The following is a 21,324-nucleotide window of genomic DNA, read 5'->3' on the forward strand; positions in this document are numbered from 1 at the left end:
CATGGAGTGGGTTAGATGACGTTCTGGAATCTGTATTTCATCCTGAAGTTCGCGCTGTTCGCGACCGGGCGCCTGCAGCCGTTCTGGCTTGCGAACCTCGCGTTCGCGGTGGCGCTCGTCGCGAGCGCGCCGATCCGGTCGCGCGTGTGGCGGATCGTCCGGCAGGTCGTGGCGATCGTGATCGCGGTACCGCTGCTCGCACGCGAAATGCATGCGCCGCCGCTCGCCCGTCTCGCGGAGGCCGCGCGCGAAGTGAGCACGTTCCGCTTCGACTACTGGATGGAGCTGCTGCCGCGCCTGCTGCCGCCCGTGCTCGTGCTGACGGTGATCGGCGCGCTGATCGTCTATTTCATCGTCAACCGCTGGCTGCGCGTCGCGACGTTCGTGGTGGCCGTGCTGATCGTGATGCCGCTGTGGCAGGCCGGCAGCGGGCTGATGGCGCGCGTCGTCGCGCCGGCCCAGCAGCAGGCGAACGCGACAGGCGCCACGCGCACCGACCAGCCCGAGGATCACAACGCTGCGCTCGCGACGTTCCGTGCCCAGGAGTCGCAGCGGCAGGTGGCGTTCGGCCATCTCGGCAACGATCCGGCCGCGCAGTTCGACGTGATCGTGCTGCACATCTGCTCGCTGTCGTGGGACGACCTCGATGCGGCGAAAGTGCGCAACCACCCGATGCTCAGTCACTTCGACTACCTGTTCACCAACTTCAGCACGGCCGCGAGCTACAGCGGCCCGGCGGCGATCCGCGTGCTGCGCGCGAGCTGCGGGCAGGAAGCGCATGCCGACCTGTACAAGCCCGCGCCGCAGCAGTGCTACCTGTTCTCGCAACTGGCGAGCGCCGGCTACTCGGTGCAGTCGCTGCTGAACCACGACGGCCATTTCGACAACTTCCTGCAGGTGATCCACGACAACATCGGCGTGCCCGACGCGCCGATGATCTCGAACGCGGCCGCGCCCGTCGCGATGCACGCGTTCGACGGCTCGGCGATCAAGGACGACTACTCGACGCTCGCGAACTGGTACACGCAGCGTGCGTCGGTGCCGGGGCCGGTCGCGCTGTACTACAACACGATCAGCCTGCACGACGGCAACCGCATCGTCGGCAGCTCGCTGACGAGCATCGACTCGTATCCGCAGCGCGCGACGAAGCTGATGAACGACTTCGATCGTCTCGCGGACCTGATCGCGCAATCGGGCCGCCGCGCGGTGATCGTGTTCGTGCCCGAGCACGGCGCCGCGCTGCGCGGCGACAAGAACCAGGTCGCCGGCCTGCGCGAGATCCCGACGCCGCGCATCGTGCACGGGCCGGTCGGCGTGCGGCTCGTCGGCTTTGCGGGCAACCATGGCGCCACGACCGTGATCGACCAGCCGACCAGCTTCCTCGCGCTTTCGCAGTTGCTGTCGAACCTGGTGTCGAACAGCCCGTTCAAGCCGGGCACGACGCTCGCGCAATACGCGGCCGACTTGCCGCGCACGCGGATGGTCGGCGAGAACGAAGGCACGGTGACGATGCAGACGGCCGCGGGCTACGCGGTGAAAACTCCGGACGGCGTATGGATCGACGAACAGTAATTCTGCCGGGCGAAGGCGACGACGATCGCCTGTCGCAACCGAACGACGTGATCGGCCTTGCGCGGCATCTGCCCGCGCTTGATCCCGAGCGTTACGTCGACGAACAGGCGCGCCGCGCGTTCGACGAGTCGATCGACCGCTGGCCGACGCTCGCGAAGCTGATGGGGTTGAAGCGGTAAACGGACGACGGCCGGCGTGAGCGCCGGCCGTTTCCGATGGGGCGGGCGAACCCGCTTACTGCGCCTTGCGTTCCGGCTGACGCGTCCAGGCGTCTTCTTCGCCGGGCACCTTGCCGAAGGTCTGGTCGGCCCACGCGGCACGCGCCGCGTCGATCTTCGCGCGATCGCTCGACACGAAATTCCATTCGATGAAACGCTCGCCCGGCAGGTGTGCGCCGCCGAGCAGCATCGCGCGTGCGCCGTTCGCGCTCGCGAGCGCCACGGTCGCGCCCGGTTCGAGCACGGCCATCGTCGCGGGGGCGAGCGGCACGCCGTCGATGCTCAGGTCGCCGTCGACGAGATACACGCCGCGTTCCTCATGCTCCGCATCGAGCGCCAGCCGGCCGTTCGACGCGAATTCCGCCACCGCGTAGAGCGTCGGCGAAAACACGGCGACCGGCGACTCGAGCCCGAACGCGGTGCCCGCGATCACGCGCACGCTCGCGCCGTCGCGGGTGAACGACGGCAGCGTGTCGGCCGCATGGTGAACGAACGCCGGTGCGGCGTCTTCATGCTCGACCGGCAGCGCAACCCAGGTCTGGATTCCATGCACCGGCTGCTCGCGCGGCCGATCCTCGTCGGGCGAGCGCTCCGAATGCACGATGCCGCGGCCGGCCGTCATCCAGTTCACGTCGCCCGGCACGATCTTCTGCCGGAAACCGAGGCTGTCGTGATGCATCAGCGAGCCGTCGAACAGGTAGGTGACGGTCGCGAGCCCGATGTGCGGATGCGGCAGCACGTCGATGCCGCTGCCGGCCGGCAGCACGGCCGGGCCCATTTCGTCGAAGAAGATGAACGGGCCGACGAGGCGGGCGGCGCGCGCAGGCAGCACGCGACGTACGACGAGGTTGCCGATGTCGCTTTCGCGCGGCGTGAGCAGGGTCCTGATCGGGGCGGACATGATGGGAATCTCGTGGTCGATGCGCAACGCGTCAGGCGATCGCCGTGTCGATCGTGATCGGGTGCGTGAGGATCTTGTGCACCGGGCATGCGTTCGCGATCTGCAGCAGGCGTTCGCGCTGCTCGTCGGTCAGGTCGCCGTCGAGCGTGATGCGGCGCACGATCGTGCTGCCCGCGCTGCCGGATTCGTGCGCGAGCTTCACGTGCACTTCGGCGAGCGGCCAGCCTTTTCGTTGAGCGTACATCTTCAGCGTGATCGCGGTACACGCACCGAGGCTCGACAGCAGCAGCGCGACGGGCGTCGGCGCGGCATCGCCGCCGCCGAGCGACGCCGGTTCGTCGGCGCGCCACTGGTGGACGCCATCGCTGAAGTGGACGAGATAATCGACCGAGCCGATGCTCGCTTCGACGGACAGTTCGCTCATTGCAGTTCCAGGTGGGGAAGGGGCGGGCCGGCGGCGGGGCCGGGCGTTACGGTTCGAGCAGGCGCTGCAGCCGCAGTTCCTCGAAATCGAGTTCCGATTCTATGCGGTGCAGCACCGCGTCGTCGACCTTGCCGTCGCGATGCAGGTCGAGCAGCGCGCGGCGCGAGACACCGACAAGATCGAGTTCGACGCGCAGCATGCGGGCCCGCACGCCGGCCGGTTCGGCGCCTTGCCGGTGCGCGTTTTCGTTGAAACTGACGCGGTTGCGGTATTCGGCGAGCAGGCGGTCGAGCGACGGGCGTTCGAGGTCCGACCCGCGTTGCTCGCGTGCGTCGAGCTCGGCGAGCGCCGCGCCGAACGTGTGTGCGCGCACCGCGTGTTCGGACATCGTGTGGCGCGTGGCCGGGCGCAGCTTCAGCACGCGGATCAGCGGCGCGAGCGTGCCGCCCTGCACGACGAGCGTCGCGATGATCAGCAGGAACGTGCTGAACAGGATCAGGTCGCGGCCGGGGAAACCGGCCGGCAAGGCGATCGCGGCCGCGAGGCTCACGACGCCGCGCATGCCCGACCAGCCGAGCACGACCGCTTCGCGCCACGACCACGGCGTGTGGCCCGCGCGCGGTGCACGCAGGCGGCCCGGCAGCCACATCGCGACGAACACCCACACCACGCGCGCACCGATCGCGGCGGCCGTCGCCGGCAACGCGACGCGCAGGCCGGCCATCAGCACCGCGCCTTCATGGTTCACCCGCGCGAGGATCGCATGCAGTGCGAGCCCGATCAGGATGAACACGAGCGCGTCGAGCACGAACACGATCGCTTCCCATGTCGCCTTCGCCTTGATCCGCATGTCGGCGTCGAACACGCGATGCTGGCGCACGCCGAGCACGAGGCCGCAGGTCACGACCGACAGCACGCCCGAGCCGTCGACGGCTTCCGCGATCCCGTAGCTGCCCCATGCCATCGCGAAGGTCACGACGATGCCGAGCATCGGGTCGCGCAGGCGCGGCAGCACCCAGCTCATCGCATGGCCGCAGGCGAGGCCGACCGCGATGCCGATCAGCGTGAGCGAAAAGAACAGGCCGGTGGCGCTCGCGGCCGTGATCGACGCGGCGAGCGCGGCCGATACGGCCATCTGGTACAGCAGCAGGCCGGACGCATCGTTGATGAGGCTTTCGCCTTCGAGCACCGCGACGAGCCGCGCGGGCAGCGGGTGGCGCTGCAGGATCGCCTTCGCGGCGACCGCGTCGGGCGGCGACACGATCGCGCCGAGCGTGAAGCACGCGGCCCACGGCAGCGCGGGATTCGCGGCATGCACGGCGAGCGCGACCGCAACGGTCGTGAACACCACCGCGCCGAGCGCCAGCGACGCGATCGACGCCAGCTCCTGCCGGAACTCCTTCCATGCGGTGTAGAAGCCGCTCGACATCAGCAGCGGCGGCAACACGGCCGCGAGCAGCAGCGCCGGATCCATGTCGGGCACGCGCTTGCCGGCGACGGCGACCACGCAGCCGCCGAGCAGCAGCACGACGGCCGGCGGAATCGAGATCCGCTCGGCGAGCCACGTGAGTGCGCCCGCGCCGCAGATCAGGAGCAGCAGGTAATGGAACAGTTCGACGTTGGTCATGCGCGGCCGGCGGCGATCGATGGCGTCACGAAGGCTTGCGTTCGTTCGCGGTGCCGCCCGGCAGCGCGCCGAACATGTGCTGGCTGCACTGCGCGTCGCGCCAGGCGGTGTTCAACCGGTGGCCCGCCAGCATCCGGCGCACGACGGGCAGGATCTGTTCGCCGGCCAGCATGCCGAGCAGACCGGTGAGCGCAATGATCGGCGGCGCCGGCGAGTTCACGCCGATTGCGCCGTAGATGACGCCGGCGAGGATGCCGGCGAACAGCGACAGGACATACGGTTTCATGGTGGGTGTTCCGTGATGGGCGACGAGCGGCGCGGTGCGCGTCGTCAGGGTCGTGAAAGCGTATCGGGTTTGCGTGAAGAAAAAAAGGGCGGGCGGGCCCGATCGGGCATCGATTCCGGAATGACATCGATTCCGTTTCTTGGATGTTCGCGCCGCGCGTTTGCGGCTTAAATATTTCGAGCCGGATGACGGTCCGGCGCCGACCCACCCCAGGCTCCTCCCGTTTTCACGGTCGAGGCAGGCCCCCCTTTTTTCGTTCACAGGACACCTAGCGCCATGAGCAATCCGAAACTTGAAGTACTGACGCCGCAGAACAGCCAGCTGATCTTCATCGACCAGCAACCGCAAATGGCGTTCGGCGTGCAGTCGATCGATCGCCAGACGCTGAAGAACAACGTCGTCGGGCTCGCGAAGGCCGCGAAGGCGTTCAACGTGCCGACCACGATCACGACGGTCGAGACCGAGAGCTTCTCCGGCCATACGTTCCCCGAGCTGCTCGACGTGTTCCCGAACCAGCCGTTGCTCGAACGCACGTCGATGAATTCGTGGGACGACCAGAAGGTGCGCGACGCGCTCGCCGCGAACGGCCGCAAGAAGGTAATCGTCTCGGGCCTGTGGACCGAAGTCTGCAATACGACGTTCGCGCTGTGCGCGATGCTCGAAGGCGGCTACGAGATCTACATGGTGGCCGACGCATCGGGCGGCACGTCGAAGGATGCGCACGATTTCGCGATGCAGCGGATGGTGCAGGCCGGTGCGGTGCCCGTCACGTGGCAGCAGGTCGTGCTCGAGTGGCAGCGCGACTGGGCGCGCCGCGAGACGTACGACGCGGTGATGTCGCTCGTGCGCGAGCACTCGGGTGCGTACGGGATGGGGGTCGACTACGCATACACGATGGTCCACAAGGCCGCGCAGCGCACCGCGACGCCGCACGAATCGCTCGCGGCCGTGCCGGCGAAGTAACGCATCGCCGGCCGCGATCGTCGCGACGGATGCGGCGATCGCCTGTTCCCGGCCATCGGCCGTCGTGCATTCAGGCGACGGGCAGCGCCCACGGCGCGTGGGCGAAGTGTTCCGCGAGGAAGTCGAGCAGCACCGTCACGCGCGCGGCGCGCAGCATGCCGGGCGGCGTGACGAGGTTCACGTTGATGTCCGCGATCTTCCAGTCGCTCATCACTTCCTCGAGCTCGCCGCGCTGCATCGCTTCCCATACGAGGAACTCGGGCTGCAGGGCAAGGCCGTGACCGGCGACGAGTGCGGGAAGGATCACGTCCGCGTTGTTGGTGCGGATGCGTCCGTGTACGGACACGCCGACTTCGTCGCCCGACGCCGGATGGCGGAAGCGCCAGTGCTCGGGTGTCGGCAGGTTCGTGTAGGTGAGGCACACGTGCTGTTCGATGTCGCCCGGATGCGCGGGGCGGCCGCGCCGGTCGAGGTAGGACGGCGCCGCGACGAGCGGCCGGCGGACCGCGCACAGCTTGCGCGAGCGCAGCGACGAATCGCTCAGCTCGGCGATGCGGATCGCGACGTCGAAGCCGCCCGACACGATGTCGACGATGTGATCGGTGAGCACGAGGTCGATGTCGACGCGCGGATAGCGTTCGAGAAAGACGGGCAGCACCGGCGACAGGTGGCGCAGCCCGAACGACATCGGCGCGTTCACGCGCACGAGGCCGTGCGGTTCGAGCGCCTGCGCGGATGCTTCGTTCTCGATCAGCTCCGCGTCGGCGAGCAGGCGGATCGCGCGGTCGCGCAGCAGCTCGCCGGTCGGCGTGAGCGACAGCTTGCGCGACGTGCGGTACAGCAGCATCGCGCCGAGGCGCTTTTCGAGGCGGGCGATCGCTTTCGACACGGTCGGCTGCGACACGCCGAGCAGATCGGCGGCTTTCGCGAACGAGCCGGTCTCCGCGACGCGCGCAAAGATGGCCCAGGCTTCGAGATCAGGAAGGTGTTGCATGGTCGGCATGAAGGGCAGGGAAGCGATACGGATGCGATGCGCCGCGAAGGCGGGCACGCGATGCAGGTGATTCTAATCCGGCCGGGAGAAAAATCGTTATGGAATCTTATCTACTTTCGTTGGGCGCCGGCGTGCTGATCGGCGTCGTGTACAGCGTGATCAAGGTGCGCTCGCCCGCACCGCCGCTGATCGCGCTGGTCGGCCTCGCCGGCATGCTGGTCGGCGCACGGGCGATCGCGCCGGTTCGTCACTGGCTCGGCTTCTGACCGCATCGAGGACACTTCATGAGCGCAACCGATATTCAACCCGATCTCATCCTGCACAACGGGCGCATCACGACGCTCGATCGTGCGAACCCCGTCGCCACGGCGGTGGCGATCAAGGACGGCCGCTTCGTCGCGGTCGGCGGCAATGCGGACATCGTGCCGCTCGCGGGCCGCGCGACGCGGGTCGTCGATCTCGACGGCCGCACCGTGCTGCCGGGCCTGATCGACAACCATACGCACGTGATTCGCGGCGGCCTGAACTACAACCTCGAACTGCGCTGGGACGGCGTGCGTTCGCTCGCGGTCGCGATGGAGATGCTGAAGCGCCAGGTCGCGATCACGCCCGCGCCGCAGTGGGTGCGCGTGGTCGGCGGCTTCACCGAACACCAGTTCGCCGAGAAGCGCCTGCCGACGATCGACGAACTCAACGCCGCGGCGCCCGATACGCCAGTGTTCATCCTGCACCTGTACGACCGCGCGCTGCTGAACGCGGCCGCGCTGCGGGTGGTCGGCTACACGAAGGACACGCCCGAGCCGCCGGGCGGCACGATCCTGCGCGACGACGCAGGCAACCCGACCGGGCTGCTGCTCGCGAACCCGAACGCGACGATCCTCTATGCGACGCTCGCCAAAGGGCCGAAGCTGCCGTTCGACTACCAGTACAACTCGACGCGCCACTTCATGCGCGAGCTGAACCGGCTCGGCGTGACGGGCGTGATCGATGCGGGCGGCGGCTCGCAGAATTATCCCGACGATTACGAAGTGATCCGCAAGCTGCACGATGCGGGCGAGATGACGGTGCGGATCGCCTACAACCTGTTCACGCAGAAGCCGGATGCGGAGAAGGAAGACTTCGTGAACTGGACGAAGAGCGTGAAGTATCACGACGGCACCGACTATTTCCGCCACAACGGCGCGGGCGAGATGCTGGTGTTCTCCGCCGCCGATTTCGAGGATTTCCGCGTCGCGCGGCCGGATCTGCCCGCGCAGATGGAAGACGATCTCGAAGGCGTCGTGCGCGTGCTCGCGCAGAACCGCTGGCCGTGGCGCATGCACGCAACGTATGACGAAACGATCAGCCGCGCGCTCGACGTGTTCGAGAAGGTGAACCGCGACGTTCCGCTCGACGGGCTGAACTGGTTCTTCGATCATGCGGAGACGGTCTCCGAAAAATCGATGGACCGGATCGCCGCGCTCGGCGGCGGCATCGCGGTGCAGCACCGGATGGCGTACCAGGGCGAATACTTCGTCGAGCGTTACGGTGCGCAGGCGGCCGAAGCGACGCCGCCGGTGGCGAAGATGCTCGACAAGGGGCTCAAGGTGTCGGCCGGCACCGACGCGACGCGCGTCGCGTCGTACAACCCGTGGGTGTCGCTCGCGTGGCTCGTGACGGGCAAGACGGTCGGCGGCCTGCGGATGTATCCGCAGCGCAACCTGCTCGATCGCGAGACCGCGCTGCGCATGTGGACCGAGTACGTGACGTGGTTCTCGAACGAGGAAGGGAAGAAAGGGCGCATCGCGGTCGGGCAGCTCGCCGACCTGATGGTCCCGGATCGCGATTTCTTCACGTGTGCGGAGGACGATATCGTGGACACGTCCGCGCTGCTGACGGTGGTCGGCGGCAAGATCGTGTGGGGCGCGGGGCCGTTCGCGTCGCACGATGCGCCGATCCCGCCCGCGATGCCCGACTGGTCGCCGGTGCGCGAGTACGGCGGCTATGGCGGCTGGGGGGCGACGCAGCGCAACGGCGCACCGCTGCAGCGCACGGCAGCGGCGGCCGCCGCGTGCGGCTGTTCGAGCGCGTGCAACGTGCACGGGCATGCGCATGCGGGCGCGTGGGGCCGCGCGTTGCCGACGTCGGATGCGAAGGGCTTCTGGGGCGCGTTCGGCTGTTCGTGCTGGGCGGTCTGACATGGCGGCCCCGATCCGCTCCGGCGGCTTTGACAACCCGGCATGGGTCCGCGCGCTGCTGGCTCGTCCGTGGGTCCTGCCGCTGGTACGCCTGGCGCTGGTGTCCGCGTACCTGATCGGCGGCGTCGCGAAGGCGCTGGATTTCGACGGCGCCGTCGCGGAGCAGGCGCATTTCGGCTTGCAGCCGGCCGCGCTGTGGGCGGCGCTCGCGATCGCGGTCGAGATCGCCGGCTCGCTGTGCGTGGCGTTCAATCGCTTCACGTGGCTCGGCGCCGGCAGCCTCGGCATGCTGACGCTGGTCGCGATGGCGGTGGCGAACGACTTCTGGAACCGTACGGGCGCCGAACATTTCATGGCGCTCAACAGCTTTTTCGAGCATCTCGGGCTGATCGCGGCACTCGTGCTCGCGACGCGGCTCGCCGATGCGCAGCACGCGGCCGGTGACGGCCGCGACACCCGATGACGATGAACCCACCAGGAAAGCCTTTCATGAAAACGATTCGTTCCGTGTTGCTCGTCGCGATGGTCGCGGGCGGTCTCGCCGTCGCACCCGTCGCCTTTGCGAAGACGCCGGCCGCGAAGGCCGTCGCGACGCCGGCCGTGGCGGTCGGCCCGCAGTACGACACGACGCATGTATGTGTGTCGCCCGACGACTTCGACCGCTTCACCGACAGCTTCGTCGCGACGTTCGGCGGCAAGAAGTCGAAGCAGGGCGTGTTCCAGGTCACGCCCACGCCGAGCCAGACGATGTCGCAGCTCGTGCTCACGCCGGTCGGCACGATCTCGGTGTTCGGCTTCAAGACGCCGATTCCGTATCCGTTCTGCGCGGAGCGCACCGGTTATCTCGTCACCGATCTCGACGTCGCGATGAAATCGGCGCGTGCGCACGGCGCGGACGTGGTCGTCGACACGTTCCCCGATCCGATCGGCCGCGACGCGATCATCCGCTGGCCGGGCGGCGTGAACATGCAGCTGTACTGGCACACCGACGCGCCGCACTATGACGCGCTGGAGACGGTGCCCGAGAACCGCGTGTACGTGTCGCCGGAAAGCGCCGACCGGCTCGTGCGCGACTTCGTCGCGTTCTCGCACGGCAAGGTCGTGTCCGATGTGCGCCGTGCACCGGGTGTCGAGATCGGCCGCCCGAACGACACGTACCGCCGCATCCGCATCGAATCGGGTTTCGGCAGGATGACGGTGCTCGCGACCGACGGCCATCTGCCTTACCCGTTCGGCCGCGAGATGACCGGCTACGAAGTGCCCGATCTCGCCGCGACGCTGAAGCAGGCGCAGGCCGCGGGCGTGACGGTGCTCGTGCCGGCATTCACGTCGGATGGCCGCGACGCGGCGCTCGTGCAGTTCCCGGGCGGCTACGTCGCCGAGATTCACGCGAGCGCGGCGCGATGAAGCACGAGGACACGATCCTTGCCGCGGTGGCCGGCTTCGTCGACACGCTGAGCTTCGTCGCGCTGTTCGGCTTGTTCACCGCGCACGTGACGGGCAACTTCGTGCTGATCGGTGCGGGCATCGCGGGCTTCGGCCAGGGCGTCGTACTGAAGCTCAGCGTGTTTCCCGCATTCGTGTGCGGCGTGATCGCGAGCAGCCTGATCGCACGGTCGATGTCAGCGCGGCCCGCGTGGCAGGGCACGCGGGCGCTGCATGCGGTGCAGGCCGTGCTGCTGCTCGGCTTTTGCGCGGCCGGCGTGTGGGCGACGCCCGTCACGCAGCCCGACAGCCTGCCGGCGCTCGTGGCCGGCATCGTCGGCACGTTCGCGATGGGCGTGCAGAACGCGCATCCGCGCGTGATCCCGCGCGCCGGTGTGCCGAACACGGTGATGACCGGCAACGTCACGCAGGCGATTCTCGACGTCGTCGACTTGCTGTCCGCCGGCACGGCCGACAGCGTGCGCGCCGCGGCACGTGCGCGCTTCGCGAAGATGCTGCCGGCAATCGTCGCGTTCGCGCTCGGCGCGGCGTGCGGTGCGCTCGGGTTCCGCTCCGTCGGGTTCCTGGCGCTGCTCGTCCCCGTCGGTGCGCTGGCCGTGCTTGCGCTGGGTGCGTCGCAAGCGGCCGGCACGGTCAAGCAGGAGCATGCATGACGCGGGAGCAGGCAGGACCGCATGGCAGTCGCCGCTTCGATCGTACGGCGCGTGCATCGATCGTCGCGGGGTTGCTGCTTGCGGGCACCGACGCTGCGTTTGCGCAGGCGGCGACTGCTGCACCGGCATCCGCCGCCGAGGGCAGTGCATCGACGTGCACGGCCAGGCGGCCGGCCGTGCTGTTCAACCGCTGGCAGGAGGACTGGTCGGTGCTCGCGAATCCGTGCGTGCCGCGCGCGCCGTTCGACGGGTTGAAATACCTGCCGCTCGGCCGGGATCCGGCATCCTATCTGTCGCTCGGCGTGAACCTGCGCGAGCGCCTCGAGACCAACGACGCGCCGTTGTTCGGGATCGGCTCCGCGCAATCGGATACGTACCTGATCCAGCGCGTCGAAGTGCATGCCGATGCGCATCTCGGCCAGCACTGGCAGTTCTTCGTGCAGTTGCAGGATGCACGTGCGTTCGGCAAGAACACGATCTCGCCCGTCGACAGGAATCCGCTCGATCTCGAACAGGCGTTCGCGACCTACACGGGCGCACTCGGCGGCGGCACGTTCAAGTTCCGCGTCGGCCGACAGGAGATGGCGTTCGACCTGCAGCGTTTCATCGCCGCGCGCGACGGCCCGAACGTGCGGCAGGCGTTCGATGCGGTATGGGCCGACTACGAGTACCGGAAGTGGCGCTTCATCGCGTACGCGACGCAACCCGTGCAGAACCGCACCGTGTCCGCGTTCGACGACGTGTCGAACCGCGACCTCACGTTCAGCGGCGTGCGCTTCGAGCGGCAGTCGGTCGGGCCGGGCGACCTGTCGGGCTACTGGTCGCGCTACAACCGCAGCAACGCGCGCTTTCTCGATGCGAGCGGCGCCGAGCGGCGCGACGTGTGGGACCTGCGCTATACGGGCACGCAGGGCCGCTTCGACTGGGATCTCGAAACGATGCTGCAGACGGGCACGGTCGGCAGCAGCACGATCCGCGCGTGGGCGGTGGGTTCGATCGCCGGCTACCGGCTCGACGCGCCGTGGTCGCCGCGTATCGCGCTTCAGGTCGATGCGGCATCGGGTGACCGACACCCGAACGACGGCCGCGTCGAAACCTTCAACCCGCTGTTTCCGAACGGCTATTACTTCACGCTCGCGGGCTACACCGGGTATTCGAACCTGATCCACGTGAAGCCGTCCGTCACGCTGAAGCCGTCGCCGAACCTGTCGCTGCTCGGCGCGCTCGGCTTCCAGTGGCGCGAGACGACCGGTGACGCGGTCTACCAGCAGGGCAACGCGGTGGTGCCGGGTACGGCGGGAAAGGGCGGGTTGTGGACGGGAATGTACGTGCAGCTGCGGGCGGACTGGACGATCGCCGCGAACCTGATCGGTGCGATCGAGGCGGTGCATTTCCAGGTCGGCGATGCGATCCGGCAGGCGGGCGGGCACAACGCCGACTATGTCGGCGTCGAGCTGAAGTACGGCTGGTAACGAACGCGCGCCTGCATGAAAAAGGGCGGCCGGGAGGCCGCCCTTCGTTCGTTCGAGCCGGCAAACGCGGCCGGCCCGTTCGTCGCGATGCCGTTACAGGTTCGGCGACAGCGCGAGCGCGTTCGTCAGGTCGCCCATCGGCTGCCCGCCGTTCGCCTTCAGTGCGTCGTCGCGTTGCTGCAGGCCCGTGAGGCGCGGCAGCGAGAAGCGGCGCGTGATGAAGCGCAGGATCGACGCGGTGTCGTACTGCGTGTGGTCGACGAAACCCTTCTTCGAGAACGGCGACACGATCAGTGCCGGAATCCGCGTGCCCGGGCCCCAGCGATCGCCCTTCGGCGGCGACACGTGATCCCAGAAGCCGCCGTTTTCGTCGTACGTGACGACCACGACCATGTTCTTCCACTGCGGGCTCGCCTGCAGGTGCGCGATCAGGTTCGCGATGTGCTGGTCGCCGCTCGACACGTCCGTGTAGCCCGCGTGTTCGTTCAGGTTGCCCTGCGGCTTGTAGAACGAGACTTGCGGCAGCGTGCCCGCGTCGATCGCCTTGAGGAACTCGCTGCCGTCGGTGCCGCCGTCGAGCAAGTGCTGCGCGCGGCTCGTGCTGCCCGGTGCCTGATTCGCGTAGTAGTTGAACGGCTGGTGGTGCGGCTGGAAGTTCGGCGCCGTCATGTTCGGGCCGTAGATCACGTTCGCCGTCCCGCTTTGCGCGGCCTGCAGCGCCTGGTTCCACGCACCGCCGTACCATGCCCACGACACGCCCGCGCCGGTCAGCAGGTCGCCGATGTTCTGTTGCGTCTGCGGCGGCAGCGTCGATGCGGCCGACGGATCGGCGAGGTTCGGATCGCCGCCCGACGCGGCCTTGTTGCCGCTCGGCTGGTACGGCGGCTGCATCGTGTTGATCGCGTAGAAGTCCGGCGTCAGGTTGCCCGAGTTCACGAACTTCGGAATGCCGTCGAGCGCGGAAGCCGGCGAGTTGCTCGCGAGCTGCAGCGACTTGCCGTCGGCGGCGACGGCCGAGATCGAACCGGCGGCCGGGCTCTTGTCCGCGTTCGCGTAGAACGGTGCGCACGCGCAGATCAGGTACTGGTGGTTCAGGAACGAGCCGCCGAACGCGCCCATGAAGAAGTTGTCGGCCAGCGTGAACTGCTGCGCGATCTTCCACAGCGGCAGCTTCGTCGCGTCGGGCGTGTAGTGGCCCATCACGAGGCCGCCCGAGTCGGCCCAGGCGGCGAACATGTCGTTCTTGCCGCCGTTGATCTGCATCTGGTTCTCGTAGAAGCGGTGATACAGGTCGCGCGTCGTCACGCTCATCGACGTGTTGAAACCGTTCGGGTCGTCGATCGCGAACGGCGCGTTCGGCAGGTTAGCCGTCATTGCCTCGGTCACGGCCGGCGTGACGCCCTTCGCGGTCAGGCCGCCCCAGACCTTCGGCAGCGTCGCGAGCGGCTGGCCGTTGCGGTCCTTCTGCTGTGCGCTGGCGGCGGTCACGTTCTGCAGGCCGTTCGCGCCCGGGAAGTTGCCGTACAGGTTGTCGAAGCTGCGGTTTTCCGCGTAGATGACGACGACGTTCTTCACCGTCGACAGGCCTTGCTGCTGCACGTCGTCGCCGCCGCAGGCGGTGAGGGCGGCGGCCGCGGCAACGGCGATCGGCGTAAAGCGAATCCAGGCGTGGTTTTTCATCCGTTGTACTCTCTATCTCTCTCTCGTCGCGTGGGGAACCGGCGCATGCGTGTCCCACCGGTTCGCGAGGGTGACCGTGGCATGTCCGGCAGCACGCATTTTGAGGGCGCGATTTGACAGGCAGGTGTAGGCGTCCTTTCGTTTACCTGTCGATTGGTCGTCATGTAACGGTCATGCGGCTGACATAAACTCCGGCCGCTCATGAACCCACTTTCCGACGAATCGATGAAGCCTCGCCAACCGACAGCCGGCGCGTTCGCGCGTTCGTGGCTGCATCTGACCGGCGCATTCGCGCTGGCCACCACGCTCGTAACCCTTGCCGGCTGTGACGGACAGCCGGGTACGGATACGCAGGCCGCAAGCGCGGCGAGTGCCCCGGGCGCCGCGAACCTGGTTGCGTCCGCAACGGTTGCCGCGAGCGGCGCCGTAGTCGCGACGAACCAGCCGCAGACGCGGGCACAAGTTTACGAAGGCGTGCGCCGGATGACGGCGCTCGGCAAGCAACTTTTCTTTGACCCTACGCTGTCAGGTTCCGGCAAGCTGGCGTGCGCGTCGTGTCACAGCCCCGATCATGCGTTCGGACCGCCCAATGCGCTGGCCGTGCAGCTCGGCGGCGACGACATGAAGCGCCAGGGTTTTCGCGCGGTGCCGTCGCTGAAGTACCTGCAGGGCGTGCCGCAGTTCACCGAGCACTTCCACGATTCCGACGACGAAGGCGACGAGAGCGTCGACGCCGGTCCGACGGGCGGCCTCACGTGGGACGGCCGCGTCGACACGGGCGCCGAGCAGGCGCGCATTCCGCTCACGTCGCCGTTCGAGATGAACAGCTCGCCCGCGAAGGTGGCGCAGGCCGTGAAGGCCGCGCCGTATGCGGACGAGTTTCGTTCGGTATTCGGCGTGAAGGTGCTCGACGACGACGCGGCCACGTTCAAGGCCGTGCTGCGCGCGCTCGAAACGTTCGAACAGACGCCCGAACTGTTCTCGCCGTACACGAGCAAATACGACGCGTATCTCGCGGGCCATGCGCAGCTCACGCCGGCCGAACTGCGCGGGTTGCAGCTGTTCAACGACGAGAAGAAGGGTAATTGCGCGAGCTGCCACATCAGCCAGCGCGCGCTCGACGGCACGCCGCCGCAGTTCAGCGATTTCGGGCTGATCGCGATCGCGGTGCCGCGCAACCGCGCGCTGCCGGTCAATCGCGACCCGCGCTTTTACGATCTCGGCGCATGCGGCCCCGAGCGCACCGACCTGAAGGGCCGCGACGAATTCTGCGGGCTGTTCCGCACGCCGTCGCTGCGCAACGTCGCGCTGCGCAAGACCTTCTTCCACAACGGCGTGTATCACACGCTCGAGGACGTGATGCGCTTTTACGTCGAGCGCGACATCCATCCGGAGAAGTTCTATCCGGTCGTGCACGGCAAGGTGCAGATCTATGACGATTTGCCGAAGCACTACTGGCCGAACATCAACCGCGAAGCGCCGTTCGACCGCAAGCGCGGCGAGCAGCCGGCGCTGAACGAGGCCGAGATCAAGGACGTGATCGCGTTCCTGGGGACGCTGACTGACGGATATCAGCAAACGGCCGCACCGGCCGGCCACTAGAAGGCGGTGCCGACGGCACGCATGCTATCCTCGCTCGCTGACAGGCGCAGTGTGCGTGCCGGTTCGCCGGCATGCACCGCGCCGTTCGATCGAACATCCAAGGAGAACAACATGTCGATGCGTGCATCCCTTTCCGTCGTCACGCGCGTGCTGGCCGGCGCCGCGTGCGCAGCCGCGATGCTGCCTGCCCATGCGCAGAACAACCTGAACTTCCTGAACGACACGCCGATCAGCTATTTCAGCAAGACCGACCGTGCGTCGCTCTCCAAGGCGGTCGTGCAGGTGCGCGACGAAGGCAAGGACGGCGAAGTCACGACGTGGCAGAGCAGCGGCCGCGGCACGCAGATCGACGCGAAGCTCACGCCCGCCACGACCGAGACAGACGGCAAGACCTGCCGCGAAATCACCACCGACATCACCGCGAAGGGCCAGACGATGACGCTCAAGCCTGTCTACTGCAAGACGGCCGCGGGCAAGTGGCAGCTGCAGAAGCGCTGAGCACGCGGGTGATGAAGCGGGGCGGCGCGCCGCGCACGGTATCGTGCGGCGTCGTGATCCTCGATGGGGCCGGCCGCGTGTTTCTCGCGCACGCGACGGATACCACGCACTGGGACATCCCGAAGGGGCAGGGCGAGCCGGGCGAAACGCCGGCCGACGCCGCGCTGCGCGAGCTGCTCGAGGAAACCGGCATCGCATTCGCGCCGGCCCGGCTGCTCGATCTGGGCCGCTTTGCTTACCGGCACGACAAGGACCTGCACCTGTTCGCGGTGCGGGTGGCGGAAGGCGAGGTCGATCCCGCGCGCTGCACCTGTACGTCGCTGTTCCCGAGCCGTCGCGACGGCTCGATGATTCCCGAGATGGATGCATACCGCTGGACCGTGCCGGGCGACATCGATGCGTATGCGAGCCGCAGCCTCGCGCGGCTGTTTCGCACGAAGCTGTCGCTGGCGGACCTGCATCGGCGCTTGTCGGGCGGGTGACCGTGCGCGGCGGTTTCCGCCGCTGCGTTCCGCTTCGGTACGCGCAATAAAAAAACCGGCCAGAGGGCCGGTTTTTTCATGATCACGCGACAGCGGCCTTCGAAGCCGCCGCCGCGCGCGGCGCAAGCCGTCAGGCCGGCTTGCCCCAGCTGTCGCGCAGCCCGACGATCCGGTTGAACACCGGCTTGCCCGGCTTCGAATCGACACGGTCGGCCACGAAGTAGCCGTGGCGCTCGAACTGCAGGCGCGTTTCCGGTGCGATGTCGCTGTTGCCCGGTTCGACGTACGCCTGCACGATCTTCTTCGAATCGGGATTCAGCGCTTCGAGGAAGTTCGCGCCGCCCGCGTCCGGATGCGGCTCCTTGAACAGGCGGTCGTAGATGCGCACTTCGGCCGGCTGCGCATGCTTCGCGCTGACCCAGTGGATGTTGCCCTTGACCTTGTACGTGTTCGCGCCTTCGGTGCCCGACTTGCTGTCCGGGAAGTAGTTGCAGTGCACGGCCGTCACGTTGCCGTCGGCGTCCTTGTCGAAGCCCGTGCACTCGATCACGTAGCCGTAGCGCAGGCGCACCTTGTTGCCCGGGAACAGGCGGAAATAGCCCTTCGGCGGGTTCTCGACGAAGTCCTCGCGCTCGATCCACAGCTCGCGCGAGATCGGGAACGTGCGCACGCCGCGATCCGGGTGGTGCGGGTGCACGGGCGCCGTGCACGCTTCCTCGAGGTCTTCCGGATAGTTGTCGATCACGAGCTTCAGCGGATCGAGCACGGCAACGGTACGTGCGGCCTTGTCGTCGAGGTCGTCGCGCAGCGCGCCTTCGAAGATGCTCATGTCGATCCACGAATCGATCTTCGTCACGCCGATCCGCTCGCAGAACAGGTGGATGCTCTCCGGCGTGAAGCCGCGGCGGCGCACGCCGACGATCGTCGGCATCCGCGGGTCGTCCCAGCCGTCGACGTGGCCTTCGGTGACGAGCTGCAGCAGCTTGCGCTTGCTGGTGATCGCGTACGTGAGGTTCAGGCGCGAGAATTCGATCTGTTGCGGCAGCGGGCGCGTGAACATGCCGGCTTCCGCGAGTTCGTTCAGCACCCAGTCGTACAGCGGGCGGTGATCCTCGAATTCGAGCGTGCACAGCGAATGCGTGATGCCTTCGAGCGCATCCGAGATGCAATGCGTGTAGTCGTACATCGGATACACGCACCATGCGTCGCCGGTGCGGTAGTGGTGCGCATAGCGGATCCGGTAGATCACCGGGTCGCGCATGTTCATGTTCGGCGAAGCCATGTCGATCTTCGCGCGCAGCACGTGCTCGCCTTCCTTGAACTCGCCGGCCTTCATGCGGCGGAACAGGTCGAGGTTTTCTTCCGGCGTGCGCTCGCGGAACGGCGACGGCTTGCCGCCTTCGGTCAGCGAGCCGCGGTTCGCGCGCATGTCGTCGGCGCTCTGGCTGTCGACGTACGCACGGCCGCGCTTGATCAGCAGCTCGGCGAACTCGTACAGCTTGTCGTAGTAGTCGCTCGCGAAATACTGATGGTCGACCGCGTCCTTGCGCCAGTCGAAGCCGAGCCAGCGCACCGCGTCGACGATCGAGTCGACGTATTCGACGCTTTCCTTTTCCGGGTTCGTGTCGTCGAAGCGCAGGTGACACACGCCGCCGTAGTCGCGCGCGACGCTGAAGTTCAGGCAGATGCTCTTCGCGTGGCCGATGTGCAGATAGCCGTTCGGCTCGGGCGGGAAGCGCGTCTCGACGCGGCCGCCCCATTTGCCGGTGCGGTTGTCGTCGTCGATGATGTTGCGGATGAAATTGGAAGCCGCGGGGGCGTCGTTGCGTTCGGTGCTCATGCGGATGGCGTCAGGTTGTGTCGGCGCGTCGCGCCGGTTTAATCCTGCAATTCTACCTGACCGGGGTCCGTCCCGCGCGGCTTGCGGCTCCGGCACCGCGCGTTCGCGATGCGTACCGCAATATATCGATTGTGTGTCGGCTGTAACACGACGTAAATCGGATTGCCCGCGTCATTCGGGTTTTCCTATGATGGCTTTACCGATACAACGCCGCCAGTCGTATTTTTTTCCGGGCGGAAGGAAGCCAACAACCATGATGAAGAAGACCACTTTTCTCGTTCGTACCGCGGTGATCGTCGCGGCCCTGTCGCAACTCGGCGCCTGCGCGATGACACATACGCAACGCAATGCCGGTATCGGCGCGGCCGCAGGCGGCGCGCTCGGCTACCTGATCACGGGCGGCCCGGTCGGCACGGTGGCCGGCGCGGCCGCAGGCGGCCTGGTCGGCGCCGGCGTACGCTGATCGATGCCGGCCGGCGCCCGCGTGGCGGGTGCCTGACGCCGGCCGGGCGTGACGCCGCATCGAACGCGTCACGACCTTCATGAATTCCACGCACATCCCCCCGGTTTTCGACAGGCAGCATCAGGGAGAGGCGGGTGTGCGACACTGCGTCGACGCCACCTCACGATTCCATTCGTCGACGCCCCCTTCCATGAGCGACCCTCTCGTTTTCGTCCTGCCGGGCTATGCCAATTCGGGCCCGCTGCACTGGCAGAGCCGCTGGGAGCGCGCCGATGCGCGCTTCTCGCGGGTCGCGATGCCCGACTGGGACCGTGCGTTCCGCAACGGCTGGTGTCTCGCGCTCGATCGTGCGGTCGAAGCCGCGCGCGGGCCGGTGCTGATCGCCGGCCACAGCCTCGGCACGCTGACCACCGCATGGTGGGCGACGCGCTATGCGCGCCCGGCCGCGCTCGCGAAGGTGCGCGGCGCGTTGCTCGTCGCGCTGCCCGATCCGGCCGGGCCGGCGTTTCCCGTCGACGCCCATGGCTTCGGCCCGGTGCCGCACGAGCGGCTGCCGTTTCCGACCTGCGTGGTCGCGAGCAGCGACGATCCGTACGGGTCGGTCGCGTTCGCGCGCGGCTGCGCGCACGCGTGGGGCAGTGAATTCCGCGACATCGGCCCGCGCGGTCACATCAACGCGGACAGCGGGCTCGGCGACTGGCCGGCCGCACGCGGCTGGCTCGACGCACTCGCGCGGTAGGCGGGGCGCCCGCCACAGCGCGAGCCCGGCGCCTCAGATCGCCTGCTTCGCCTTCAGCGCCGCAATCCGCGCATCGTCGTAACCGAGCATGTCGCGCAGCACGTCGGCGGTCTGTTCGCCGAGCAGCGGCGGGGCCGTGCGTGCGTCGGGCGGCGTCGCGCTCATCCGGATCGGGTTGCGCACGAGCTTCACGTCCGCGCCGCACGGGTGCGGCAGCGATACCTGCATGCCGCGCGCGACCACCTGCTCGTTGTCGAACACCTCGTCGAGATCGTTGATCGGCCCGCACGGCACGCCGGCCGCTTCGAGCGCGGCGATCCAGTCGGCCTTGCCGCGCGCCTTCACCATCTCCGCGAGGATCGGCACCAGCGTGTCGCGGTGGCGCACGCGCGACGGGTTCGTCGTGAAGCGCTCGTCGGCGGCCAGCTCGGGCCGGCCGCCGGCCTCGACGAACTTGCGGAACTGCCCGTCGTTGCCGACCGCGACGATGATCCAGCCGTCGCTCGTCTGGAACGTCTGGTACGGCACGATGTTCGGATGTGCATTGCCCCAGCGCACCGGCGGCTTGCCGCTCGCGAGGAAGTTGGTGTTCATGTTCGCGAGCAGCGCGACCTGCACGTCGAGCAGCGCCATGTCGATGTACTGGCCTTCGCCCGTGCGGTCGCGGTGCGCGAGCGCCGCGAGCACGGCGATCGTCGAATAGAGGCCGGTCGCGAGGTCGGCGATCGCGACGCCGGCCTTCTGCGGGCCGCCGCCCGGCTCGCCGTCGCGCTCGCCGGTGATGCTCATGAAGCCGCCGATCCCCTGCACGATGAAGTCGTAGCCCGCGCGGTGCGCGTACGGGCCGGTCTGGCCGAAACCGGTGACCGAGCAGTAAACGAGGTCGGGCTTCACCGCGCGCAGCGAGTCGTAGTCGAGCCCGTATTTCTTCAGCTGGCCGACCTTGTAGTTCTCGAGCACGACGTCGCTTTGCGCGGCGAGTTCGCGCACGATCTGCTGGCCCTCGGGCGTCGCGATGTCGATCGTCACCGAGCGCTTGTTGCGGTTCGCCGCGAGGTAGTACGCGGCTTCGGCGGTATCCGCGCCGTCCGTGTCCTTCAGGTACGGCGGCCCCCAGTGGCGCGTGTCGTCGCCGGCGCCCGGGCGCTCGACCTTGATCACGTCCGCGCCGAAATCGGCAAGCGTCTGCGCGCACCACGGGCCCGCGAGCACGCGGGTGAGGTCCAGCACGCGGATATGGCTCAGGGCACCCATCGTCGATTCGTCTCCTTTCATGGCGGGCCTGCC

The 21,324-nt window shown here is 67.9% G+C and carries 22 protein-coding genes; 14 read left to right on the top strand and 8 right to left on the bottom strand.

What is annotated here, in order from left to right:
- Nucleotides 1-15 precede the first annotated feature (15 nt).
- Together bcsG and AC5LXK_RS07200 are read left to right on the top strand one after the other, a co-directional pair.
- On the top strand, nucleotides 16-1,572 hold the full coding sequence (gene bcsG, locus AC5LXK_RS07195; RefSeq protein ID WP_493390955.1) for a cellulose biosynthesis protein BcsG: 1,557 nt from the start codon (nucleotides 16-18) through the stop codon (nucleotides 1,570-1,572).
- Nucleotides 1,554-1,751 (top strand): hypothetical protein, encoded by a 198-nt coding sequence (locus AC5LXK_RS07200; protein ID WP_493390956.1) that lies wholly within the window; start codon nucleotides 1,554-1,556, stop codon nucleotides 1,749-1,751. The genes bcsG and AC5LXK_RS07200 overlap by 19 nt, the downstream gene beginning before the upstream one ends.
- 55 nt (nucleotides 1,752-1,806) lie before the next feature.
- Here AC5LXK_RS07200 and AC5LXK_RS07205 read toward each other — a convergent pair whose 3' ends face one another.
- The 4 genes from AC5LXK_RS07205 to AC5LXK_RS07220 are packed head-to-tail and all read right to left on the bottom strand — an operon-like array spanning nucleotide 1,807 to nucleotide 5,028.
- On the bottom strand, nucleotides 1,807-2,691 hold the full coding sequence (locus AC5LXK_RS07205; RefSeq protein WP_493390957.1) for a pirin family protein: 885 nt from the start codon (nucleotides 2,689-2,691) through the stop codon (nucleotides 1,807-1,809).
- A 31-nt stretch (nucleotides 2,692-2,722) separates the two neighbouring features.
- Complete coding sequence (locus AC5LXK_RS07210; RefSeq protein WP_059234854.1) at nucleotides 2,723-3,115, bottom strand: OsmC family protein; 393 nt, start codon at nucleotides 3,113-3,115, stop codon at nucleotides 2,723-2,725.
- A gap of 46 nt (nucleotides 3,116-3,161) precedes the next feature.
- On the bottom strand, nucleotides 3,162-4,742 hold the full coding sequence (locus AC5LXK_RS07215) for a cation:proton antiporter (protein ID WP_493390958.1): 1,581 nt from the start codon (nucleotides 4,740-4,742) through the stop codon (nucleotides 3,162-3,164).
- A 25-nt stretch (nucleotides 4,743-4,767) separates the two neighbouring features.
- Nucleotides 4,768-5,028 carry a XapX domain-containing protein gene (locus tag AC5LXK_RS07220; RefSeq protein ID WP_493390959.1) on the bottom strand — a complete coding sequence of 87 codons (261 nt, stop codon included), beginning with the start codon at nucleotides 5,026-5,028 and terminating at the stop codon, nucleotides 4,768-4,770.
- A gap of 276 nt (nucleotides 5,029-5,304) precedes the next feature.
- Here AC5LXK_RS07220 and AC5LXK_RS07225 point away from each other — a divergent pair, with 276 nt between their 5' ends.
- Nucleotides 5,305-5,991, top strand: a complete 687-nt coding sequence (locus tag AC5LXK_RS07225; RefSeq protein WP_493390960.1) for a hydrolase — start codon at nucleotides 5,305-5,307, stop codon at nucleotides 5,989-5,991.
- A gap of 70 nt (nucleotides 5,992-6,061) precedes the next feature.
- Here AC5LXK_RS07225 and AC5LXK_RS07230 read toward each other — a convergent pair whose 3' ends face one another.
- Nucleotides 6,062-6,985: a LysR family transcriptional regulator gene (locus tag AC5LXK_RS07230; protein WP_493390961.1), complete on the bottom strand. Its 924-nt coding sequence runs from the start codon at nucleotides 6,983-6,985 to the stop codon at nucleotides 6,062-6,064.
- Nucleotides 6,986-7,083: 98 nt separating this feature from the next.
- On the opposite strand from AC5LXK_RS07230, the gene AC5LXK_RS07235 reads away from it, so the two are divergent.
- The 6 genes from AC5LXK_RS07235 to AC5LXK_RS07260 are packed head-to-tail and all read left to right on the top strand — an operon-like array spanning nucleotide 7,084 to nucleotide 12,733.
- Nucleotides 7,084-7,251 (top strand): DUF1427 family protein, encoded by a 168-nt coding sequence (locus tag AC5LXK_RS07235; RefSeq protein ID WP_493390962.1) that lies wholly within the window; start codon nucleotides 7,084-7,086, stop codon nucleotides 7,249-7,251.
- A gap of 18 nt (nucleotides 7,252-7,269) precedes the next feature.
- Entirely contained in the window at nucleotides 7,270-9,162 is a 1,893-nt protein-coding gene (locus AC5LXK_RS07240; protein ID WP_493390963.1) for an amidohydrolase, read from the top strand.
- A 1-nt stretch (nucleotide 9,163) separates the two neighbouring features.
- The gene (locus tag AC5LXK_RS07245) at nucleotides 9,164-9,625 is read left to right on the top strand and encodes a DoxX family protein (RefSeq protein WP_493390964.1); all 462 of its coding nucleotides are present in this window, start codon (nucleotides 9,164-9,166) and stop codon (nucleotides 9,623-9,625) included.
- A 26-nt stretch (nucleotides 9,626-9,651) separates the two neighbouring features.
- Nucleotides 9,652-10,569, top strand: coding sequence for a glyoxalase (locus AC5LXK_RS07250; RefSeq protein ID WP_493390965.1), 918 nt, complete (start codon nucleotides 9,652-9,654; stop codon nucleotides 10,567-10,569).
- Nucleotides 10,566-11,261, top strand: a complete 696-nt coding sequence (locus tag AC5LXK_RS07255; protein ID WP_493390966.1) for a YoaK family protein — start codon at nucleotides 10,566-10,568, stop codon at nucleotides 11,259-11,261. The genes AC5LXK_RS07250 and AC5LXK_RS07255 overlap by 4 nt, the downstream gene beginning before the upstream one ends.
- Nucleotides 11,258-12,733 (top strand): alginate export family protein, encoded by a 1,476-nt coding sequence (locus tag AC5LXK_RS07260; RefSeq protein WP_493390967.1) that lies wholly within the window; start codon nucleotides 11,258-11,260, stop codon nucleotides 12,731-12,733. Before AC5LXK_RS07255 ends, AC5LXK_RS07260 begins: the two co-directional genes overlap by 4 nt.
- Nucleotides 12,734-12,826: 93 nt before the next feature.
- Here the strand turns inward: AC5LXK_RS07260 and AC5LXK_RS07265 are convergent, their stop codons facing one another.
- Entirely contained in the window at nucleotides 12,827-14,413 is a 1,587-nt protein-coding gene (locus tag AC5LXK_RS07265) for an acid phosphatase (protein WP_493390968.1), read from the bottom strand.
- A 225-nt stretch (nucleotides 14,414-14,638) separates the two neighbouring features.
- Here AC5LXK_RS07265 and AC5LXK_RS07270 point away from each other — a divergent pair, with 225 nt between their 5' ends.
- The 3 genes from AC5LXK_RS07270 to AC5LXK_RS07280 all read left to right on the top strand — a co-directional run bounded on the left by AC5LXK_RS07270 (nucleotide 14,639) and on the right by AC5LXK_RS07280 (nucleotide 16,995).
- Nucleotides 14,639-16,015, top strand: coding sequence for a cytochrome-c peroxidase (locus tag AC5LXK_RS07270; protein WP_493390969.1), 1,377 nt, complete (start codon nucleotides 14,639-14,641; stop codon nucleotides 16,013-16,015).
- 111 nt (nucleotides 16,016-16,126) lie between these two features.
- Nucleotides 16,127-16,513, top strand: coding sequence for a hypothetical protein (locus AC5LXK_RS07275; protein ID WP_493390970.1), 387 nt, complete (start codon nucleotides 16,127-16,129; stop codon nucleotides 16,511-16,513).
- Between the two features lie 11 nt (nucleotides 16,514-16,524).
- Nucleotides 16,525-16,995, top strand: coding sequence for an NUDIX hydrolase (locus AC5LXK_RS07280; RefSeq protein WP_493391196.1), 471 nt, complete (start codon nucleotides 16,525-16,527; stop codon nucleotides 16,993-16,995).
- A gap of 130 nt (nucleotides 16,996-17,125) precedes the next feature.
- Here the strand turns inward: AC5LXK_RS07280 and AC5LXK_RS07285 are convergent, their stop codons facing one another.
- Nucleotides 17,126-18,835 (bottom strand): glutamine--tRNA ligase/YqeY domain fusion protein, encoded by a 1,710-nt coding sequence (locus tag AC5LXK_RS07285; protein WP_493390971.1) that lies wholly within the window; start codon nucleotides 18,833-18,835, stop codon nucleotides 17,126-17,128.
- A 253-nt stretch (nucleotides 18,836-19,088) separates the two neighbouring features.
- Here AC5LXK_RS07285 and AC5LXK_RS07290 point away from each other — a divergent pair, with 253 nt between their 5' ends.
- Together AC5LXK_RS07290 and AC5LXK_RS07295 are read left to right on the top strand one after the other, a co-directional pair.
- The gene (locus AC5LXK_RS07290) at nucleotides 19,089-19,298 is read left to right on the top strand and encodes a YMGG-like glycine zipper-containing protein (protein ID WP_006497729.1); all 210 of its coding nucleotides are present in this window, start codon (nucleotides 19,089-19,091) and stop codon (nucleotides 19,296-19,298) included.
- A 190-nt stretch (nucleotides 19,299-19,488) separates the two neighbouring features.
- The gene (locus AC5LXK_RS07295; protein ID WP_493390972.1) at nucleotides 19,489-20,037 is read left to right on the top strand and encodes an RBBP9/YdeN family alpha/beta hydrolase; all 549 of its coding nucleotides are present in this window, start codon (nucleotides 19,489-19,491) and stop codon (nucleotides 20,035-20,037) included.
- A gap of 33 nt (nucleotides 20,038-20,070) precedes the next feature.
- On the opposite strand, the gene AC5LXK_RS07300 is transcribed toward AC5LXK_RS07295, so the two are convergent.
- Nucleotides 20,071-21,291 (bottom strand): CaiB/BaiF CoA transferase family protein, encoded by a 1,221-nt coding sequence (locus AC5LXK_RS07300; protein WP_493391197.1) that lies wholly within the window; start codon nucleotides 21,289-21,291, stop codon nucleotides 20,071-20,073.
- Nucleotides 21,292-21,324: the final 33 nt, after the last annotated feature.

The organism is Burkholderia pulmonis (assembly GCF_984667975.1).

Coding starts and splice junctions, on each gene's coding strand:
- AC5LXK_RS07285 (WP_493390971.1), bottom strand. CDS start 18,835: ATGAGCACCGAACGCAACGACGCCCCCGCGGCTTCCAATTTCATCCGC.
- AC5LXK_RS07270 (WP_493390969.1), top strand. CDS start 14,639: ATGAAGCCTCGCCAACCGACAGCCGGCGCGTTCGCGCGTTCGTGGCTG.
- bcsG (WP_493390955.1), top strand. CDS start 16: ATGACGTTCTGGAATCTGTATTTCATCCTGAAGTTCGCGCTGTTCGCG.
- AC5LXK_RS07295 (WP_493390972.1), top strand. CDS start 19,489: ATGAGCGACCCTCTCGTTTTCGTCCTGCCGGGCTATGCCAATTCGGGC.
- AC5LXK_RS07275 (WP_493390970.1), top strand. CDS start 16,127: ATGTCGATGCGTGCATCCCTTTCCGTCGTCACGCGCGTGCTGGCCGGC.
- AC5LXK_RS07260 (WP_493390967.1), top strand. CDS start 11,258: ATGACGCGGGAGCAGGCAGGACCGCATGGCAGTCGCCGCTTCGATCGT.
- AC5LXK_RS07225 (WP_493390960.1), top strand. CDS start 5,305: ATGAGCAATCCGAAACTTGAAGTACTGACGCCGCAGAACAGCCAGCTG.
- AC5LXK_RS07265 (WP_493390968.1), bottom strand. CDS start 14,413: ATGAAAAACCACGCCTGGATTCGCTTTACGCCGATCGCCGTTGCCGCG.
- AC5LXK_RS07300 (WP_493391197.1), bottom strand. CDS start 21,291: ATGGGTGCCCTGAGCCATATCCGCGTGCTGGACCTCACCCGCGTGCTC.
- AC5LXK_RS07210 (WP_059234854.1), bottom strand. CDS start 3,115: ATGAGCGAACTGTCCGTCGAAGCGAGCATCGGCTCGGTCGATTATCTC.
- AC5LXK_RS07290 (WP_006497729.1), top strand. CDS start 19,089: ATGATGAAGAAGACCACTTTTCTCGTTCGTACCGCGGTGATCGTCGCG.
- AC5LXK_RS07240 (WP_493390963.1), top strand. CDS start 7,270: ATGAGCGCAACCGATATTCAACCCGATCTCATCCTGCACAACGGGCGC.
- AC5LXK_RS07220 (WP_493390959.1), bottom strand. CDS start 5,028: ATGAAACCGTATGTCCTGTCGCTGTTCGCCGGCATCCTCGCCGGCGTC.
- AC5LXK_RS07250 (WP_493390965.1), top strand. CDS start 9,652: ATGAAAACGATTCGTTCCGTGTTGCTCGTCGCGATGGTCGCGGGCGGT.
- AC5LXK_RS07215 (WP_493390958.1), bottom strand. CDS start 4,742: ATGACCAACGTCGAACTGTTCCATTACCTGCTGCTCCTGATCTGCGGC.
- AC5LXK_RS07230 (WP_493390961.1), bottom strand. CDS start 6,985: ATGCAACACCTTCCTGATCTCGAAGCCTGGGCCATCTTTGCGCGCGTC.
- AC5LXK_RS07205 (WP_493390957.1), bottom strand. CDS start 2,691: ATGTCCGCCCCGATCAGGACCCTGCTCACGCCGCGCGAAAGCGACATC.
- AC5LXK_RS07255 (WP_493390966.1), top strand. CDS start 10,566: ATGAAGCACGAGGACACGATCCTTGCCGCGGTGGCCGGCTTCGTCGAC.
- AC5LXK_RS07245 (WP_493390964.1), top strand. CDS start 9,164: ATGGCGGCCCCGATCCGCTCCGGCGGCTTTGACAACCCGGCATGGGTC.
- AC5LXK_RS07235 (WP_493390962.1), top strand. CDS start 7,084: ATGGAATCTTATCTACTTTCGTTGGGCGCCGGCGTGCTGATCGGCGTC.
- AC5LXK_RS07200 (WP_493390956.1), top strand. CDS start 1,554: ATGGATCGACGAACAGTAATTCTGCCGGGCGAAGGCGACGACGATCGC.
- AC5LXK_RS07280 (WP_493391196.1), top strand. CDS start 16,525: ATGAAGCGGGGCGGCGCGCCGCGCACGGTATCGTGCGGCGTCGTGATC.